The organism is Immundisolibacter cernigliae, assembly GCF_001697225.1.
GTDB lineage: Bacteria > Pseudomonadota > Gammaproteobacteria > Immundisolibacterales > Immundisolibacteraceae > Immundisolibacter > Immundisolibacter cernigliae.
The window spans coordinates 3,132,171-3,149,013 of record NZ_CP014671.1 but is presented as its reverse complement, the minus strand read 5'-3'; the positions used below and the strand labels follow the sequence as shown (position 1 = coordinate 3,149,013).

At 69.3% G+C, this 16,843-nt stretch carries 16 protein-coding genes and 1 pseudogene; 4 read left to right on the top strand and 13 right to left on the bottom strand.

What is annotated here, in order from left to right:
* Positions 1–127: 127 nt before the first annotated feature.
* Together PG2T_RS14790 and PG2T_RS14785 are read right to left on the bottom strand one after the other, a co-directional pair.
* Positions 128–1,561 carry an FAD-binding oxidoreductase gene (locus tag PG2T_RS14790; protein WP_068808492.1) on the bottom strand — a complete coding sequence of 478 codons (1,434 nt, stop codon included), beginning with the start codon at positions 1,559–1,561 and terminating at the stop codon, positions 128–130.
* A complete protein-coding gene (locus PG2T_RS14785) occupies positions 1,558–2,154 on the bottom strand; it encodes an Ntn hydrolase family protein (RefSeq protein ID WP_068807227.1) in 597 nt (198 codons plus the stop codon). Before PG2T_RS14785 ends, PG2T_RS14790 begins: the two co-directional genes overlap by 4 nt.
* Positions 2,155–2,240: 86 nt before the next feature.
* On the opposite strand from PG2T_RS14785, the gene PG2T_RS14780 reads away from it, so the two are divergent.
* Complete coding sequence (locus PG2T_RS14780) at positions 2,241–2,867, top strand: MBL fold metallo-hydrolase (RefSeq protein ID WP_068807224.1); 627 nt, start codon at positions 2,241–2,243, stop codon at positions 2,865–2,867.
* A gap of 198 nt (positions 2,868–3,065) precedes the next feature.
* Here PG2T_RS14780 and PG2T_RS14775 read toward each other — a convergent pair whose 3' ends face one another.
* The 7 genes from PG2T_RS14775 to lgt all read right to left on the bottom strand — a co-directional run bounded on the left by PG2T_RS14775 (position 3,066) and on the right by lgt (position 11,702).
* Positions 3,066–3,311, bottom strand: coding sequence for a sulfurtransferase TusA family protein (locus PG2T_RS14775; RefSeq protein WP_068807221.1), 246 nt, complete (start codon positions 3,309–3,311; stop codon positions 3,066–3,068).
* 7 nt (positions 3,312–3,318) lie between these two features.
* Positions 3,319–4,104, bottom strand: coding sequence for an SDR family NAD(P)-dependent oxidoreductase (locus PG2T_RS14770; RefSeq protein WP_068807219.1), 786 nt, complete (start codon positions 4,102–4,104; stop codon positions 3,319–3,321).
* 67 nt (positions 4,105–4,171) lie between these two features.
* Complete coding sequence (locus tag PG2T_RS14765; RefSeq protein ID WP_068808491.1) at positions 4,172–5,356, bottom strand: phosphoglycerate kinase; 1,185 nt, start codon at positions 5,354–5,356, stop codon at positions 4,172–4,174.
* Positions 5,357–5,370: 14 nt separating this feature from the next.
* Positions 5,371–6,381 carry a type I glyceraldehyde-3-phosphate dehydrogenase gene (gene gap, locus PG2T_RS14760; RefSeq protein WP_068807215.1) on the bottom strand — a complete coding sequence of 337 codons (1,011 nt, stop codon included), beginning with the start codon at positions 6,379–6,381 and terminating at the stop codon, positions 5,371–5,373.
* A 304-nt stretch (positions 6,382–6,685) separates the two neighbouring features.
* Complete coding sequence (gene tkt / locus PG2T_RS14755) at positions 6,686–8,683, bottom strand: transketolase (RefSeq protein WP_068808489.1); 1,998 nt, start codon at positions 8,681–8,683, stop codon at positions 6,686–6,688.
* Between the two features lie 257 nt (positions 8,684–8,940).
* Positions 8,941–10,917 carry a monovalent cation:proton antiporter family protein gene (locus tag PG2T_RS14750; protein ID WP_068807211.1) on the bottom strand — a complete coding sequence of 659 codons (1,977 nt, stop codon included), beginning with the start codon at positions 10,915–10,917 and terminating at the stop codon, positions 8,941–8,943.
* Complete coding sequence (lgt, locus tag PG2T_RS14745) at positions 10,917–11,702, bottom strand: prolipoprotein diacylglyceryl transferase (RefSeq protein WP_068807208.1); 786 nt, start codon at positions 11,700–11,702, stop codon at positions 10,917–10,919. The genes PG2T_RS14750 and lgt overlap by 1 nt, the downstream gene beginning before the upstream one ends.
* 18 nt (positions 11,703–11,720) lie before the next feature.
* On the opposite strand from lgt, the gene PG2T_RS14740 reads away from it, so the two are divergent.
* Together PG2T_RS14740 and PG2T_RS14735 are read left to right on the top strand one after the other, a co-directional pair.
* Entirely contained in the window at positions 11,721–13,823 is a 2,103-nt protein-coding gene (locus PG2T_RS14740; RefSeq protein WP_236953271.1) for a thioredoxin domain-containing protein, read from the top strand.
* A gap of 56 nt (positions 13,824–13,879) precedes the next feature.
* The gene (locus PG2T_RS14735) at positions 13,880–14,626 is read left to right on the top strand and encodes a 3-oxoacyl-ACP reductase family protein (protein ID WP_068807205.1); all 747 of its coding nucleotides are present in this window, start codon (positions 13,880–13,882) and stop codon (positions 14,624–14,626) included.
* Positions 14,627–14,783: 157 nt separating this feature from the next.
* On the opposite strand, the gene PG2T_RS14730 is transcribed toward PG2T_RS14735, so the two are convergent.
* Positions 14,784–15,116, bottom strand: coding sequence for a type II toxin-antitoxin system RelE/ParE family toxin (locus PG2T_RS14730; RefSeq protein WP_068807202.1), 333 nt, complete (start codon positions 15,114–15,116; stop codon positions 14,784–14,786).
* A complete protein-coding gene (locus PG2T_RS14725) occupies positions 15,113–15,364 on the bottom strand; it encodes a type II toxin-antitoxin system ParD family antitoxin (protein WP_068807200.1) in 252 nt (83 codons plus the stop codon). Before PG2T_RS14725 ends, PG2T_RS14730 begins: the two co-directional genes overlap by 4 nt.
* Before the next feature lie 40 nt (positions 15,365–15,404).
* Between PG2T_RS14725 and PG2T_RS17090 the strand changes: the two are divergent.
* A pseudogene (locus PG2T_RS17090) lies at positions 15,405–15,494 on the top strand (oxidoreductase); the annotation flags it as partial.
* Positions 15,495–15,536: 42 nt separating this feature from the next.
* Here the strand turns inward: PG2T_RS17090 and PG2T_RS14720 are convergent.
* Positions 15,537–16,007 carry a hypothetical protein gene (locus PG2T_RS14720; RefSeq protein ID WP_145931111.1) on the bottom strand — a complete coding sequence of 157 codons (471 nt, stop codon included), beginning with the start codon at positions 16,005–16,007 and terminating at the stop codon, positions 15,537–15,539.
* 52 nt (positions 16,008–16,059) lie between these two features.
* The gene (locus PG2T_RS14715) at positions 16,060–16,842 is read right to left on the bottom strand and encodes a 16S rRNA (uracil(1498)-N(3))-methyltransferase (RefSeq protein WP_068807197.1); all 783 of its coding nucleotides are present in this window, start codon (positions 16,840–16,842) and stop codon (positions 16,060–16,062) included.
* Position 16,843 lies beyond the last annotated feature (1 nt).

Here is a 16,843-nt window from a genome sequence, read left to right as displayed (position 1 = left end):
TTGTGCGTCCAAGGGACGGTGTTCTGGTGAACGGGCCACAGCCTAACGTGGCCGCACCGGAATGGACCGTGATCTTGATCAAGCGGCCGCCGGTCAGCCGCGCGCAGGCCAGCGGGCGCCGGCGCCGTCACTCCTGCGTCGGCGGCAGCAGCTTGCCCGGATTCAGACGGCCCTGTGGGTCCAGAGCTGCCTTGACGCGACGCATCAGGTCGATGGCCACCGCCGGTTCATGCTGCGCCAGGGCATCGCGCTTGAGCAGTCCGATGCCGTGTTCGGCGGAAATCGAGCCGCGATGCCGGGCGACCACGGCATTGACCAGGCCGGTCAGGGTGTCCCACTGCGCAAGGAACTGTTCCACCGGCATGCCTACCGGCTGCGACAGGTTGAAATGCAGGTTGCCGTCGCCGATGTGGCCGAAGGCGCACACGCGCAGCCCCGGACAGGCGACCTGCACCGCCGCGCTGGCCTCCGCAACGAAGGCCGGCACCGCCGACACCGGCACCGCCACGTCGTTCTTGATGCTGGCGCCTTCGTGGCGCTGCACCTCGGCCACGCCCTCGCGCAGGCGCCAGAACTCCGCCGCCTGGCGCGCGCTGGCGGCAACGGCGGCATCGCTGATCTGGCCGTTGTTCAGGCATTGTTCGAGCACGGCTTCGAGCGCCGTCGCCAGACCGGCGGACGCGCTGGAACTGGTCAGTTCCACCAACAGATACCAGCGCGCCGGGGCATCCAGCGGATCGCGCGCGCCTGGCATATGGCGCAGCACGAAATCGAGCGCCGTGCGCGATAGCAGTTCGCAACCGGTCACGGCGTCGCCGCTGGCGTCCCGCAGCCGGCCGAAAACCGCCACGCAGGCCTCGACCGACGGGCAGGCCAGCCAGGCGGTGGCCGTCTCGCGCGGCAGCGGAAACAGCTTGACCACCGCCGCGGTGATGATGCCCAGCGTGCCCTCGGCGCCGATGAACAACTGCTTCAGGTCGTAGCCGGTGTTGTCCTTGCGCAGCGCCGTCAGGCCATCCCACACCTGCCCGTCGGCCAGCACCACTTCCAGGCCCAGCGTCAGTTCGCGCGCGTTGCCGTAGCGCAGCACGTTGGTGCCGCCGGCGTTGGTGCTCAGCGCCCCGCCCAGGCGCGCGCTGCCGTCGGCGCCGAAGCTGAGCGGAAACAGGCGATTTTCGTCCGCCGCCGCTTCCCGCACGCGCTGCACGATGCAGCCGGCCTCGGCCGTGAGGGTGAAATTGGCCGGATCGATAGCCCTGATCCGGTCCAGCCGCTCCAGGCTGACGACCACCTGCCGCGCCGCGTCCTGCGCCACAGCGCCCCCGCACAGGCCGGTGTTGCCGCCCTGCGGCACCAGCGCCAGATCGAGCCGCGCGCAGGCCCGCACCAGCGCCGACACGGCCGCGGTGTCCTGCGGCAGCGCCACCGCCAATGCGGCGCCGCGATACAGGCCGCGCTGCTCGGCCAGGTACGGCGCCATGGCATCGGCATCGGTGCGCCAGTCGCAGCCCGGCGTGGCCGCCAGGCGCGCCAGAAGACCTGCCCGATCAGCCTCGTTCACGGCACCCGGGCAGCGGCGGCCGTGTCCGTGATCCGGCACACGTCGATGTCCCCGCCGCAGTAGACGTTGAAGGCCATGGCCGCGGCACAGGCGCGCCGGGCCAGCGTCTCGGCATCAAGGTCGCTGTCATAGAGCGCGTGCAGCGCGCCCAACGCGAACTCCGCCCCCGAGCCGACCGCGTAGTACTGCTGGAACTCGGTCACGCTGGTGTCGGAGGACACGAAGAAGATGCCGCCGCCGTTGACCAGCAGGAACGAGGCGTCCAGGTCACCGAACGGCGAACGCTCCTCCTCGTGCTGGCACTGATCGTTGACCAGCGAATAGTGCTCGTGCAACACCTTCCAGAAGGTCTGGAAAAACCGGAACACGTCGCGCTCGGTGTCGAGCTTGGGCGCCCGCTTGCGGGCCAGGAAATCGTCCAGGATGTTCGCGTACAGCCCCCAGCCGCTGGTGGCCAGATGATTGCCGCCCACGGTCAGGATTTTCTGCGTGCGGTGGTTGGCGATCGGCGCCCGGTTGTGGCCGAAATTGTTCTGAGTGTCGGCGGCGATCACGATTTCGCCACCCTTGCGCACGGCAACGGCTATGGTCATGGCAGCACATCTTTAGTACAGGTGCGGCAATGCTATCAGCCGCCCGCCCGACGCCGGGGCGGCCCATCAAACCGGAGGAAACCACCATGCAGCAGCTGTTCCCGGACCTGTGGCAAACCGCCGCCCAATACCCGTTCGGTCCCGCCGTGACCACCCACGCCTACCTGTGGCTGCGCGCGGACGGCAACGTGCTGTTCTACAACACCGGCCTGGCGGCGGAACTGGACGCCATCGAGCGCCTGGGCGGCGTTGCCTGGCAGTACCTGAGTCACCGCGACGAAGTGGCACCCAGCCTAGCCGACATCCGCCGGCGCTTTGGCGCCAGGCTGTGCTGTCATGCGCTGGAGGCACCCTTCGCCGGCCGAATCTCGCCGGTGGACGTCGCCTTCGATGCAGCGCATACACCCCTGGCCAACCTGGATGTGATCCCCACGCCCGGCCACACGCCCGGCAGCACCTGTTACCGCATTCGCTCGGCGCACGGACCAACGTATCTGTTCACCGGCGACACGCTGTTTCCGGACGGCGCCGGCTGGGGCACCTACGTCGCCGCCGCGCAGCGCGACACCCTGCGGCAAAGCCTGGCGCTGCTGCGCGATCCGGCGCCGGACGTGGTGCTGTCGTCCGCGGCCCGCGATCCGGACGGCTACCGTCGCCTGACCGGACCGGACTGGCAGCGCGTGCTCGACGAGGCTATCGACAGCCTGCGGTGATCCGCATTGTCCGACAGCAAAAATCCGCTGGTCGGCAAGGAGGAGGCCCGCAAATGCTCCCGCGCGCAGAACTGCCGCTTCGTCATCCCCTCCAACTGCGAGCGGCATCGGAGGTGAAGACTGCGACGACGCAAGCCAATCTGCAGCTACGGGGCGCCACCCGCCCCTTACATGGGGCACAGCCTCCCGGGCTCGGATTCAGTCCGCCTTGGCGACCTCGACCTGCAAGGTGTCGCCATGGGGTCTGACGGACAGCACGCGGTGGCCATCCTCGGCCAGGCTGGCGCGCACCTGCTCTGCCGACTCACCGGCCGAGAACAGAAACGCCACCCGCTCACCCGGCGCCATGCGGCTGAGTGCCTGACGCGCCTTGACGTAGTGCAGGGGGCAACCGTAGGTGGATAGGTCCACCAGCGGCATGGCAGCTTCGGCGGCGGCGCTCATGACCGTCTCAGATCGAATCGAACAGTTCAAAGCGCTTGCCGGCGGTCATGCCGCCGTCTACCACCAGCGCGGCGCCGGTGATGAAGGACGCATCGTCGGAGGCCAGGAACACGGCCGGCTTGGCGATCTCGTGCGGCTCGGCCATGCGCTGCATGGCGCACACGTCGGTCATCATTTTCTGATGCTCCGGGAAGCGCGCCATGTAGCCGCGGATGCGCGGCGTCCAGGTGCCGCCGGGGCAGATGGCGTTGACGCGAATGTTGTGGCGCGCGAAATCCATGGCCATGTTCTTGGACAGGTTGATCACCGCCGCCTTGGCAGCCGAGTACGCGGCGCAGCGGTTCTCGGCCAGGATGCCGGCGGTGGAGGCGATGTTGATGATGGCGCCGCCGCCGCGCTTCCTGATCTCGGGGATCGCCACGTGCGAGCAGCGGTACACGGAGGTCAGGTTGGTGTCGACGATGAAGCGCCATTCCTCGTCGTTGGCCTCCTCGACGTTCTTCATCATGTTGTTGCCGGCCACGTTGAACAGGACGTCGAGCCCGCCAAAGCGCTGGACGGTGGCCGGCACCATGGCCGCGACGGCGGCCAGATCGTTGACGTCCATTTCCAGCGCCAGCGCCTGGCCACCGGCCGCGGCGACTTCGGCGGCGGCCTTCTGCGCCGCGTGCAGGTCCATATCACAGATGGTGACGCTGCCGCCGTCCCTGACCCACTCATCGACGATGGCGCGGCCGATGCCGGCACCGCCGCCGGTGACGATGGCTACCTTGCCGGCGAAACGTTGACTCATGTTGGCGTCTCCTCTTGAATGTTTTGTGTCAGCAGCGGCGACGGTGGTCGAGGTCGCCCCTGCTGCTTTATGTCCGGGCTGCCGCGCGCTGCTCAAGCACCTCGACCGCCGGCAGGGTCTTGCCTTCCAGGACTTCCAGGAAGGCACCGCCGCCGGTCGAAATGTACGACACGCGGTCGGCGATGCCGAACTTGGCGATGGCGGCCAGCGTCTCGCCGCCGCCGCAGATGGAAAACGCCGGCGAGTCGGCAATCGCCTGCGCCAGCAGGCGCGTGCCCTGCGCGAAGGCCGGGTATTCGAACACGCCCAGCGGCCCGTTCCAGACCACCGTGCCGGCGCTGCGGATGATGTCGCCCAGTTCGCTGGCAAAGTCGGCGTCGAAATCCAGAATCATCTCGTCGGCATCCACGTTGCCCACGTCCTTGACCGCACTGGGTACGGTGTCGCCGATCTCGGTGGCGACCACCACGCGTCGTGGCAGCGGAATCGGCCGTCCGAGTTCCCTGGCCTGTTCCAGCAGGCCGCGGGCGGTTTCGACCAGGTCGGGCTCATACAGGGAATGCCCGACGTCGTGGCCAGCCGCGACCAGGAAGGTGTTGGCGATGCCGCCGCCGACGATCAGCCGGTCCACCATCGGCAGCAGGTTGGTCAGCACGGCGAGCTTGCTCGACACCTTGGCGCCGCCGACGATGGCCACCAGAGGGCGTTTTGGCGCCGCCAGCGCCAGGTGCAGGGCGTCCAGTTCGGCCACCAGCAGCGGCCCGGCGCAGGCCACCGGCGCGTATTTGGCCACGCCGTGGGTGGAGGCCTCCGCCCGGTGCGCGGTGCCGAATGCGTCCATCACGAACACGTCGCACAGCGCCGCCATGCGCTGCGCCAGGGCATCGTCGTTCTTTTTCTCACCGACGTTGAAGCGCACGTTCTCGCCCAGCGCAATCTCGCCTGGCTGGATGGCGACGCCATCCAGCCAGGCGCCCACGCACGGCACCGGCCGGCCGAGCAGATCGCCCAGGCGACGGGCCACCGGCGCCAGGCTGGCCTCGGCATCGAAGGCGCCTTCCTTGGGCCGGCCGAGGTGCGACAGCACCAGCACCGCCGCGCCGGCGGCCAGCGCCGCCTGTGCGGTCGGCACGAAGGCGCGGATGCGGGTGTCGTCCAGGATCACGCCGTCGCGCAGCGGCACGTTCAGGTCGGCGCGGATCATCACCCGCTTGCCGGCCAGTGCCAGCTCACCCATGCGCAGCACCTTCAGCGCCCCGGCCATGCTCAGCCGACCTTGGCCAGCGCCAGGGCGGTGTCCAGCATGCGGTTCGAGAAGCCCCACTCGTTGTCGTACCAGGAGCAGACCTTCACCAGCGTGCCGTCGATGACCTTGGTCAGCGTGGCATCGTAAGTGGACGAAGCCGGGTTGTGGTTGAAGTCGACCGACACCAGCGGCTCGTCGGTGTAGGCGAGGATGCCCTTGAGCGGGCCATTGGCGGCCTCGCGCACGGCGGCGTTGATCTCGTCCACGCTGGTGGCGCGCCCGGCCGTGAAGGTCAGGTCCACGATCGACACGTTGATGGTCGGCACGCGGATGGCGAAGCCGTCGAGCTTGCCCTTGAGTTCCGGCAGCACCAGGCCGACCGCGGCGGCGGCGCCGGTCTTGGTGGGAATCATGGACTGCGTGGCCGAACGGGCGCGGCGCACGTCCTCGTGATAGACGTCGGTCAGCACCTGGTCGTTGGTGTAGGAATGCACGGTGGTCATCAGGCCCTGCAGCAGGCCGAACTTCTCGTGCATGACCTTGGCCAGCGGCGCCAGACAGTTGGTGGTGCAGGAGGCATTCGAGACGACCGTGTCGCCGGCCTTGAGCACGCCGTGGTTGACGCCATAGACGATGGTGGCGTCCACGCCGCCAGCCGGGGCCGAGATCAGCACCTTGCGCGCGCCGGCGGTCAGATGGGCCGAGGCCTTTTCCTTGCTGGCGAAAAAGCCGGTGCATTCGAGCACCACGTCCACGCCCAGCTCCGCCCACGGCAGCTTGGCCGGGTCGCGCTGGGCGGTCACGCGAATGCGGTCGCCGTTCACGATCATGGCGCCGTCGGTCACCTCGACGGTGCCGGGGAACTTGCCGTGGGCGGTGTCGTAACGGGTCAGGTGGGCCAGGATGTTGGCGTCGCCCAGGTCGTTGACGGCCACTATCTGCACCTCGCCGGTGCGCCCACTCTCGTAGAGCGCACGCAGCACGTTGCGCCCGATGCGGCCATAGCCGTTGATTGCCACCTTGATCGCCATTTCACCGTTCTCCTTGCAGAAATCGAATTAACCAATTGATTTGGTGAACACTGATCGAGACAGAGTCCGCCCGCGCGCCAAGCACACCACACCTCACACCTGTAGGAGCGCAGCTTCGCTGCGCGATCGCCCGGCAAGCCGGGCTCCTACAACCGACCCCGTCGTGGCCGCCGCGCCGGGTCGCGGCGAATCCGTCACCCCCATGTAGGAGCGCAGCTTCGCTGCGCGATCGCCCGGCAAGCCGGGCTCCTACAAGCGCGATGATCGCCCTCCTACGGCGCGATGATCGTCCAGCCAGCCTGTGTCAGCCCCTTTGCAGCGTCGCCCGCGCCGCGGCTGCCACGGCCTCGGGCGTGAATCCGAAATACTCGAACAGCGCCCCGGCCGGCGCCGACTCGCCGAAGCGGTCCAGACCGATCACCTGACCGCGATCACCCACGTAACGCCACCAAAGCCCGGTCACGCCGGCCTCGACCGCCACCCGCGCCGTCACCGACGGCGGCAGCACGCTGTCACGGTAGCCCGCGTCCTGCGCCGCGAAACGCTCCAGGCACGGCATCGACACTACGCGCGCAGCAACGCCCTCGGCCGCCAGGCGCTCGCGCGCCGCCATCGCCAGCGCCACTTCCGAACCGCTGGCGATGAGGATCACCTCCGGCTCACCGGCGGCGTCCGCCAGCACATAGCCGCCCCGCTCCACCGCCGCCAGCTGCCCCGCATCGCGCGCCTGATGCGGCAGCTTCTGACGCGACAAGGCGAGCGCGGTCGGCCCTTCGGCCGTCAAGGCCTGTGCCCAGGCGACGGCGGTCTCGGCCGCATCGCACGGCCGCCACACGCTCAGACCCGGCACCAGCCGCAGGCTGGACACATGTTCCACCGGCTGGTGGGTGGGGCCGTCCTCGCCCAGACCGATCGAGTCGTGCGTCAGCACGTGCACCACCCGCAGGCCCATCAGCGCCGCCATGCGCAGGCCGTTTCGGGCGTAATCCGAGAACACCAGAAAGGTACCGCCATACGGCAGCAAGCCGCCGTGCAGGGCAATGCCGTTCATGATCGCGGTCATGCCGAACTCCCGCACGCCGTAGTGCAGGTGCTGGCCGGCGGGCTGGCTGGCGTCCAGTGCCTGCGCGCCCGACCAGTGCGTGAGGTTCGATTCGGTCAGATCGGCCGAGCCACCGAGCAATTCCGGCAGCAGCGGGCCGAAGGCTTCGAGTGCCAGCTGCGAGGCCTGGCGGCTGGCGACGTCCTTCGCGTCGGCCTGGAAACGGGCCACGATGGCCTGTGCCTGGGCGGCGAAGTCAGCCGGCAGGCGGCCGGCCATGCGGCGCCGGAATTCCGCCGCCAGTGTGGGGTACTCGTCCGCATAGCGATCGAAGCGGTCCTGCCAGTCGACTTGCAGCGCGGCGCCCCGCGGCCGGGCGTCCCAGGCGGCGTATATGTCGGCCGGAACTTCGAAAGGACCGTACGCCCAGCCGAGCTGCGCGCGTGCCGCGGCGATTTCGTCGCCGCCCAGCGGCGCGCCGTGCGCCGACGCCTTGCCCTGCTTGTTGGGCGCCCCGAAACCGATCACCGTGCGGCAGCAGATGAGTGTGGGCCTGGCGGTCTCGGCCCGCGCCTGTTGCAGGGCGGCGGCGACGGCCGCGGCATCATGGCCATCCACCTTGCGGATGACATGCCAGCCGTAGGCCTCGAAGCGGGCCGGCGTGTCGTCGGCGAACCAGCCGCTGACCTGGCCATCGATGGAGATGCCGTTGTCGTCGTACAGCGCGATCAGCTTGCCCAGGCCCAGCGTGCCGGCGAGCGAACAGGCCTCGTGCGAGACGCCTTCCATCAGGCAGCCGTCGCCGACGAACACGTAGGTGTGGTGATCCACGATGGCATGGCCGGGCCGGTTGAATTCGGCCGCCAGCCGCCGTTCGGCGATTGCCATGCCGACCGCGTTGGCCAGGCCCTGACCGAGCGGCCCGGTGGTGGTCTCCACGCCCGGTGTCAGGCCGTACTCGGGATGGCCGGGGGTTTTGGAGTGCAGCTGCCGGAAGCGTTTCAGCTCATCCAGCGGCAGGTCGTAGCCGCTCAGGTGCAGCAGCGCGTACAGCAGCATCGAGCCGTGGCCGTTGGAGACCACGAAGCGGTCGCGGTCCGGCCAGGCCGGGTCGGCCGGGTTGTGGCGCAGCAGGTCGTTCCACAAAACTTCGGCGATGTCGGCCATGCCCATCGGCATGCCGGGATGGCCGGACTTGGCGGCCTCTACCGCGTCCATGGCCAGCGCCCGGACGGCGTTGGCGAGTTGCCGGCGCGGCAGGGACATGCAGTTCTCCGGATCGGGGATCAAAAAACGACGGGAGCCGGCCGGCGGGTACCCGCCGGCCTCGGGGGGCGGCAAGGATAACGCAGCCCGGGTGCCCCTTGCAGGGGGAAGAAACACGCCTGCGTACGTCCGCCAGCGTACGGCGCGTGCCTGAAAGTCGGACTCCGGGCGAGCGACCAGAGGCGCGGTGATGGTGTTTCCGGCCCGCAATGGCTCAGCTCGCACAAGAATCAAGGCACGCCGGATGCAGCCTAACCACCCAGCAATCGTCGTTCGGCGTTCTCCACCTGACTTGCGGTGCCAAACAACACCACCGCGTCGCCGGCCTGCAGACGCAGGTCGGCGGCCGGCACCAACTCCCCCGCCCCGGCGCGGCGCACGCCGCGCACCTCGGCGCCGGTGCGGGCCAGATCCAGCTCGTCCAGGCGCAGGCCGACCGCGCGCGCCTCGTCCGGCAGGCGCACGGCGTGGCGCACTTCGAGGGCCTGGCCCTGCGTGTCCTCGATGCGCGAGCGCTGACCGTGAAAATAGCCGCGCAGCACGCCGTAGCGCTCCTCGCGCACGCCCTGCACGCTCTGCTGCACCCGCTCCATCGGGAAATCGAGCAGCGCCAGCACGTGCGAGGCCAGCGTCAGGCTGGCCTCGAAGGTTTCCGGCACCACGGCCGTCACGCCGGCCTGCTTCAGGACATCCCGGTAGCGGTCGTCGGTGGTGCGCACCAGGATCGGCAACTCGGGGGCCCGCTCGCGCACCGCCCGCACGATGGCCAGCGCGTGCCGGTGGTCGGTGAAGCTCACCAGCACCAGACGGGCCCGGGCAATGCCAAGCGCATGCAGCAAAGCGGGCCGGCGGGCGTCACCGTAGAACACGTTCTCGCCGCCCAGCAGGGCCTCCTGCACGCGCACCGGGTCTTCGTCGACGGCGACGAACGCGACGCCCTCGCGGGTCAGGATGCGCCCCACCGCCTGGCCGACGCGCCCGTAGCCGCAAATGACGACGTGACCGCTCAGCGCGCCGGTGGCGCCGCTCACGTCGACAAGATCGGCCTGCGCGGCGGGCAGCGGGTGGCGGTGCCGCAAAAACCAGGCGGCGATGCGCCCGTTGTGACGCACGATCAGCGGTGTCAACGCCATGCTCAGCACGATGCTGGCGGCCACCAGCGTGGCCTGGCCGGGGTCGATCAAGTGGTAGGTACCGGCCACCGCCAGCAGGGCAAAGCCGAATTCACCGCCCTGTGCCAGCAACAGCGCCGCGCGCAGCGAAGTCAGCCGGTCCTCGCCCAACCAGCGCCCCAGCACCATCACAATGACCGTCTTGAACACCAGCAGGGCCGCGGTCAGGCCCAGCAACGCCGACCAGCGCGGCAGCAACTGCGCCGGCACCAGCAACATGCCCACACTGACGAAGAAAATGCCCAGCAGCACGTCCCGAAACGGCCGGATCTCGACCTCGATGCGGTGCCGGAAATGGCTCTCGCCGAGCATCATGCCGGCGATGAAGGCGCCCAGTGTCATCGACAGGCCAAAGGCGTCCGTCAGCAGCGCCGCCAGCAGGGCCACCAGCAACGCGGCGAGCACGAACAGCTCATCCGAATGCGTCTTGGCGACCTCGAAGAACACCCGCGGCAGCACCCATTTGCCGATGCCGATCAGCGCCGCGAACAGCACCAGGCCCTTGGCGACGGTAACGGCGAGCATCAGCGGCAGGCCATCGCCCTCGGTGGCCAGGGCCGGGATCAGAATCAGGAACAGCACCGCCGCCAGGTCCTGAAACAGCAGTACCGCCACGCCGAGCTGGCCGTGGCGGGCGTACAGCTCGCCGCTGCGGGCCAGCTCCCGCGTCACCACCGCGGTGGACGACAGCGCCAGCACCGCCGCCATCAGCAGCGCCAGCGGCGGCGACAGGCCAACGCCGAGCCCGACCGCCATGAACGCCGCCGTGCAGATCAGCACCTGCCCGCCGCCCAGGCCAAACACCAGCCGGCGCATGGCCAGCAGGCGCGACAGCGAAAATTCCAGACCCAGCGAGAACAGCAGGAACACCACACCGAACTCGGCCAGGTACTGCACCGCCTCCTGGTTGCCCACCAGACCGAGCGCACCGGGCCCGATCAGCAGGCCGGTGGTCAGATAGCCCAGCGTGGGTGGCAGGCGCAGACGGTAGAACGCCGCCAGCACCAGCGCCGAGGCGGTGAGGATGATGACCAGTTCGGCAAAGAAGCCGTGCATCAGGCCGCGCTGTGCCGACGACTGAGCACCAGCAGCACCGCTCCCGCGACCAACATCGGCAGGCACAGCAGCTGACCCATGGTCAGCCAGTCGAAGGCGATAAAGCCCAGAAAGGCATCCGGCTCGCGCGCAAATTCACCGATGAAACGCAGCGCGCCGTAGCCGATCAGGAACACCCCGGACACCGCCATCACCGGCCGCGGCCGGGCCGAATACAGCCACAGGATGACGAACAGCAGCCCGCCTTCGAGCGCCGCCTGATAAAGCTGCGAAGGATGCCGTGGCAGCGCGCCGGCGCCCTCGAAGACCATGCCCCAGGGCAGGTCCGTGACCCGCCCCCACAGCTCGCCGTTGATGAAGTTGCCAAGCCGCCCGGCCAGCAGCCCGGTCGGCACCAGCGGCGCCGCAAAATCGGTCACCGTGAAGAAGCCGCGGCCGGTCTTGCGCCCGAACAGCCAGCACGCCAGCAGCACGCCGATCAGCCCGCCGTGAAACGACATGCCGCCCTGCCAGGCCTGCAGGATGGCTGCCGGATGGGACAGGTAGTAACCGGGCTGGTAGAACAGCACGTAGCCGATGCGCCCGCCGAGCACCGCGCCCATGGCGCAGTAGAAAATCAGGTCACCGAGTTCGCTCACCTGCCAGCCGCTGCCAGGGCGCTGCGCGCGCCTTCGACCCAGCCACCAGGCGGCCGCGAAGCCGACCAGATACATGAGGCCATACCAGCGGATGGCCAGCGGGCCAAGGTGCAAGGCGACCGGGTCGATGGCGGGATGGTGCAACATGGGCACCGATTATCCGGCATGATCCGGCAACCCCGCTTGCCACCGCCTGCCGCCATGTCCAACGTCGCCTCATCCGGCCACCCGGCCAACCGCCTGGCTGCCGAGCGCAGTCCGTATCTGCTGCAACACGCTCACAACCCGGTCGACTGGCACCCCTGGGGCGACGCGGCGCTGGCCCTGGCGCGCGCGCAGGACAAGCCGATCCTGCTGTCGATCGGCTACTCGGCCTGCCACTGGTGCCACGTGATGGCGCACGAGTCCTTCGAGGACCCCGCCACGGCGGCGGTGATGAACAGCCTGTTCGTCAACATCAAGGTCGATCGCGAGGAACGGCCGGACCTGGACCGCATCTATCAACTGGCCCACCAGATGCTGACCGGTCGCGGCGGCGGCTGGCCGCTGACCATGTTCCTGACCCCGGACCAGGTGCCCTTCTTCGGCGGCACCTATTTCCCCAGGGAGGCCCGCTACGGCCTGCCGGCCTTCACCGATTTGCTGGGCCGGGTGGACGAGTACTACCGCAGCCACCGGGCACAAATCGATCAGCAGAACCATGAGCTGCTGGAAGCCCTGGCGGGCAACCAGACCCTGGGCGACGCCAAGGCGGCACCCGGCGACGCACCGCTGCGCCGCGCCATGGCCGAACTGAGCGGCCTGTTCGACCCCGTGAACGGCGGCTTTGGCGGCGCGCCCAAATTCCCGCAGGCGCCGCTGATCGAGCGCTGCCTGCGCGAACACGCCCGCAGCGGCGACGAACAGGCGCTGCGCATGGCGCTGCTGACGCTCGAACAAATGGCCCGCGGCGGCATCCACGACCATCTGGGCGGCGGCTTTTGCCGCTACTCGGTCGACGCCGAATGGAACATCCCGCACTTCGAGAAAATGCTGTCCGACAACGGCCAGCTGCTGCGCCTGTACGCACAGGCGGCGCAGATCACCGCCAGCGCGCGTTTTGACGCCGTGCTGCACACCACCGGCCAATGGGCACTGCGCGAAATGCGCTCGCCGGACGGCGGCTTTTACGCGGCACTGGATGCCGATTCCGAGGGCGAGGAAGGCCGCTTCTACGCCTGGGATCGGGCCGAGGTGAAAGCCCTGCTCAGCGCCGAGGAATACGCCATCCTGGCCCGTCGCTTTGGCCTCGACAGCACGCCCAACTTCGAGCACCGCTGGCATTTGCGCGTGTGCGCCGACGTGGCGGACATCGCCAGCGAGGTTGGCCTCTCGCCCCAGCGCGTAGCGGTGGTGCTGTCCGGCGCCATGCAGAAGCTGTTCACCGCCCGCAGCGCGCGCGTGCGGCCGGGCCTGGACGACAAGATCCTGGCCGGCTGGAACGGTCTCATGATCGGCGGCCTGGCCCTGGCCGGGCGACACCTGAACGAAACCACCTTCATCGACGCCGCCGCCGCGGCGGCCGATTTTGCCCGCCGCGTGCTGTGGCAGGACGGCCGCCTGAAGGCCGTCGCCAAGGGCGAACAGGCGTATCTGGCCGCCTACCTCGACGACCACGCTTATCTGCTGGACGGCCTGCTGGAACTGCTGCAAACCCGCTGGAACGGCGAGCATCTGGCCTTTGCCGTCGACCTGGCCGAGGTCATGCTTGCGCACTTTCAGGATCCCGACCAGGGCGGCTTTTTCCACACCGCCGATGACCACGAGCAGCTGATCGTGCGCACCCGGCCGCTGGGCGACGACGCCACCCCGGCCGGCAGCGCCATTGCCGCCCGGGCGCTCGGCCGGCTCGGTCACCTGCTGGGCGAACCGCGCTACCTGGACGCCGCAGCGCGCGCCGTGCACAGCGCCGCCGGCCGATTCCAGGAGCACCCGCTCGGCTTCTGCGGCCTGCTGACGGCGCTCGAAGAACAGCTCACGCCACCGCAAACGCTGATCCTGCGCGGCGCGCCCAGCGCACTCGCGCCGTGGCTGGCCGCCGCCCGCACCGGCTACCGGCCGCTGCGCATCACGCTCGCCATCCCGCCCGAAGCGGCCGACCTGCCCGGCGTGCTCGCCCACTGCCGGCCACAGGGCGAAGCCGTGGCGTACCTGTGCCAGGGCGGCCAGTGCAGCGCGCCGGTCACCACGCTCGACGGGCTGGTTGCCGCGCTTTCCGGCCAGCCCTGAGGCGCCTGCCGCGCGCTGGCGCTGATCCGTTTCTTCAATCCATCCGGAGGCCCGGCATGACCCGACCACTGCAAAACATGCGCGCGCTGGTCACCGGCGGCAGCCGCGGCATCGGCGCTGCCATCGTGCGGCGCCTGGCACGCGACGGCGCGCAGGTGGCCCTGACCTACGTCCACAACGCCGAGCAGGCCGCGGCCAGCGTCCAGGCCGCCCAAGCCTTCGGCGGCCAGGCGCTGGCCATTCAGGCCGACAGCGCGGACGCGAACGCCGTAGTGGCAGCCGTGGAGCAAACCGTGGCAACGCTCGGCGGCATCGACATCCTGGTCAACAATGCCGGCGTGTTCCACCTGGCGCCGGCGGGCGAGTTTCCGCTGGCGCAGTTCGACCAAACGGTGGCCGTGAACCTGCGCGCCGCCTTCGTCGCCACCGAGGCGGCCGTCAAACACATGCGACCGGGCGGGCGCATCATCATGATCGGCAGCTGCAATGCCGAGCGCATGCCCTTCGCCGGTGGCGCCGTCTACGCCATGAGCAAGGCCGGGCTGGTGGGGCTGGTCAAGGGTCTGGCGCGGGATCTGGGCCCGCGCGGCATCACCGTCAACAACGTCCAGCCCGGACCCATCGACACCGACATGAATCCCGCCGACAGCGAGTTTGGCGGTGCGCTTCGCGAGCAGATACTGGCCGTGCCGCGTTACGGAACGGCCGACGAAGTGGCCGGCATGGTGGCCTATCTGGCAAGCCCGGAGGCCGGCTTCGTCACCGGCGCCAGCCTGACGATCGACGGCGGCTTCACGGCGTAGGAAGCGCCGCGCAGTCGGCGTTTCCCCGCAACCCAGGGAACGCGCCGCAGCAATCGGTGGCTGTAGGTCAGAAAGCCTCCCCTGTTTGCGAGCGGGCCGTTCGTCAATCGGTGGCTGTAGGTCAGAAAGCCTCCCCTGTTTGCGAGCGGGCCGTTCGTCAAATGGTGTCGCCGGGCTCGTGCATCCACGCCGGGATATCGCGTCCGGCATGCAGCACGCGCCAAACGTCGACGTGGTCGGGCCGTTCGACATAGAAAACCAGGTAGGGATACCGCCTCAGCGGCCAGCAGCGCAGGCCCGGCAGGTTCAATTCGTGCGCGTAGCGGGGCGAGCCGGTCGCAGGGTGGCGGCCGATGTGGCCGTAGGCCTGCTGCAGGGCGTCGATGAATCCAAGCGCTGCCGGCCCGGCATCCTCACCCAAGTAGTACGCGATGGCTTGGTCAATGTCCCGGTTGGCCTGCTCACGCGGGACGACCGGCTTTGCCTTCACCCACGGGCGCCGGACTTGGCGGCCTGATGAAGCTGGTCACGCAGGCCATCAAAGTAAGCTGCGTCGGCCGCGGCGGTTGGCGCGGACGCGGCGCCCGCCAGCAGAAGCTCGCGAAGCTGGAGCCGATCCTGGTCCCTGCGGATCAACTCGCGCACATACTCGCTGCTGGTGCCGTAACCGCGCTGGCTGACTTGCTCGTCCACGAAGGACTTGAGGCTGTCGGGCAGGGAAATGTTCATCGTGCTCATGTCCGCAGACTAAGGCACTTTGACAAAATTTGGCAAGGCAGTGGCCGGGATGGCCGCCTGTCGGGCAAGTCCCGAGGCCGGCTTCGTCACCGGCGCCAGCCTGACGATCGACGGCGGCTTTACGGCCTAGAACACTGACGCAATCAGCGTTTTCCGCAGCACCGGGACAGCGTCACTCGCCGGGCGTCTTGCGTTGGTAGGCTTGGCCATCCCACTGCCAAACCGGCGTCGCCCCGAAGCCGGGGCCGCCAACCTCGACATCGGCCCAGCCGCCGTGACGGGTTTCGAGCACCACCGGCGTGCCGACATCGTCGAGCAGCATCGTCCACGCGCCCGCCCGTTTGGCCACCAGGCCAAAGAACGTGTGCGGCGAGCCGTAGCAGAACATGCTGCTCTCGGTGACGAAGGCTTCCGGCTGGCCGTCGCCGTTGACGTCGACCTCTTCGATCGCCCCTGGCGTGTAGGACGCGGTCGGCGTTTCTTCCTCGCAGCGGATGTAACGCCCGTCGGCAGCCTTGGTGAAGCCGGCCGCCTTGAATACGGCAGCCGCCTCGGCAGCCGACAGCGCGGCACCGGCCGGCGCATTCGCCAGCAACAAGCCGGCAGCGAGCATCCAGGCCATGCGTGCGGGGCAAATCGGCATGATGAGAGCTCCCGGGTTCGATTGATGCACGTGAATCCTTGCGACGCGGATATTACGGGCCGACACCGGCCCCGCGGCGACCGCCAAGATCGCCGGCCAGCGCCTGCAGCACGGCCAGCGCCACGACCGCGGCCGTTTCGGTGCGCAAAATCCGCGGCCCCATGCGCACCGGCCGGTAGCCGGCAGCCTGCGCGGCCTGACGTTCGGCCGCCGCGAGTCCGCCCTCGGGCCCGATCAGCACGCTGACCGGGCCGGTCAGGGCAGCCAGATCGGTGAGCGCGTCCGGCGCGGCCCAGTCCAGCAACAGGCCAGCGCCCGCCGCCGGGTCCGCGCTGTGGTCGGCCAGGTATTCGGCCAGATATTCGGACAACGCGCACGGCTCGGCCACTGCCGGCACGCGGGTGCGCCCGCTTTGCTCGCAGGCGGCCAGCACCACACCACGCCAGTGCGCCAGGCGGCGCTCGGCCCGCTCGCCGGCCAGGCGCAGCACGGTGCGTTCGGTGATCACCGGCACGATGTCGGTCACGCCAAGCTCGACCGCCTTCTGCAGGGTGTAGTCCATGCGCTCGCCGCGCGAGATGCCCTGCACCAGCCGCACCGCCAGGGGCGATTCGCGCCGATCCGGGGTGAACTCGCCGACCTGCGCCAGCAGGGCGCCATCGGCGCCGCGCGCCAGCACGGCAGCGAACTCGCCGCCCTGGCCGTTGAACAGGCACAGCGGATCGCCCGCCCGCAGGCGCAGCACCTTGATCGCGTGGTCGAGCGCCCGCCGGTCCAGCGGGCAGTCGGCGCCGCTCGCCAGCGGCTGGTCGACATAAACGCGCGGGATGCGCACG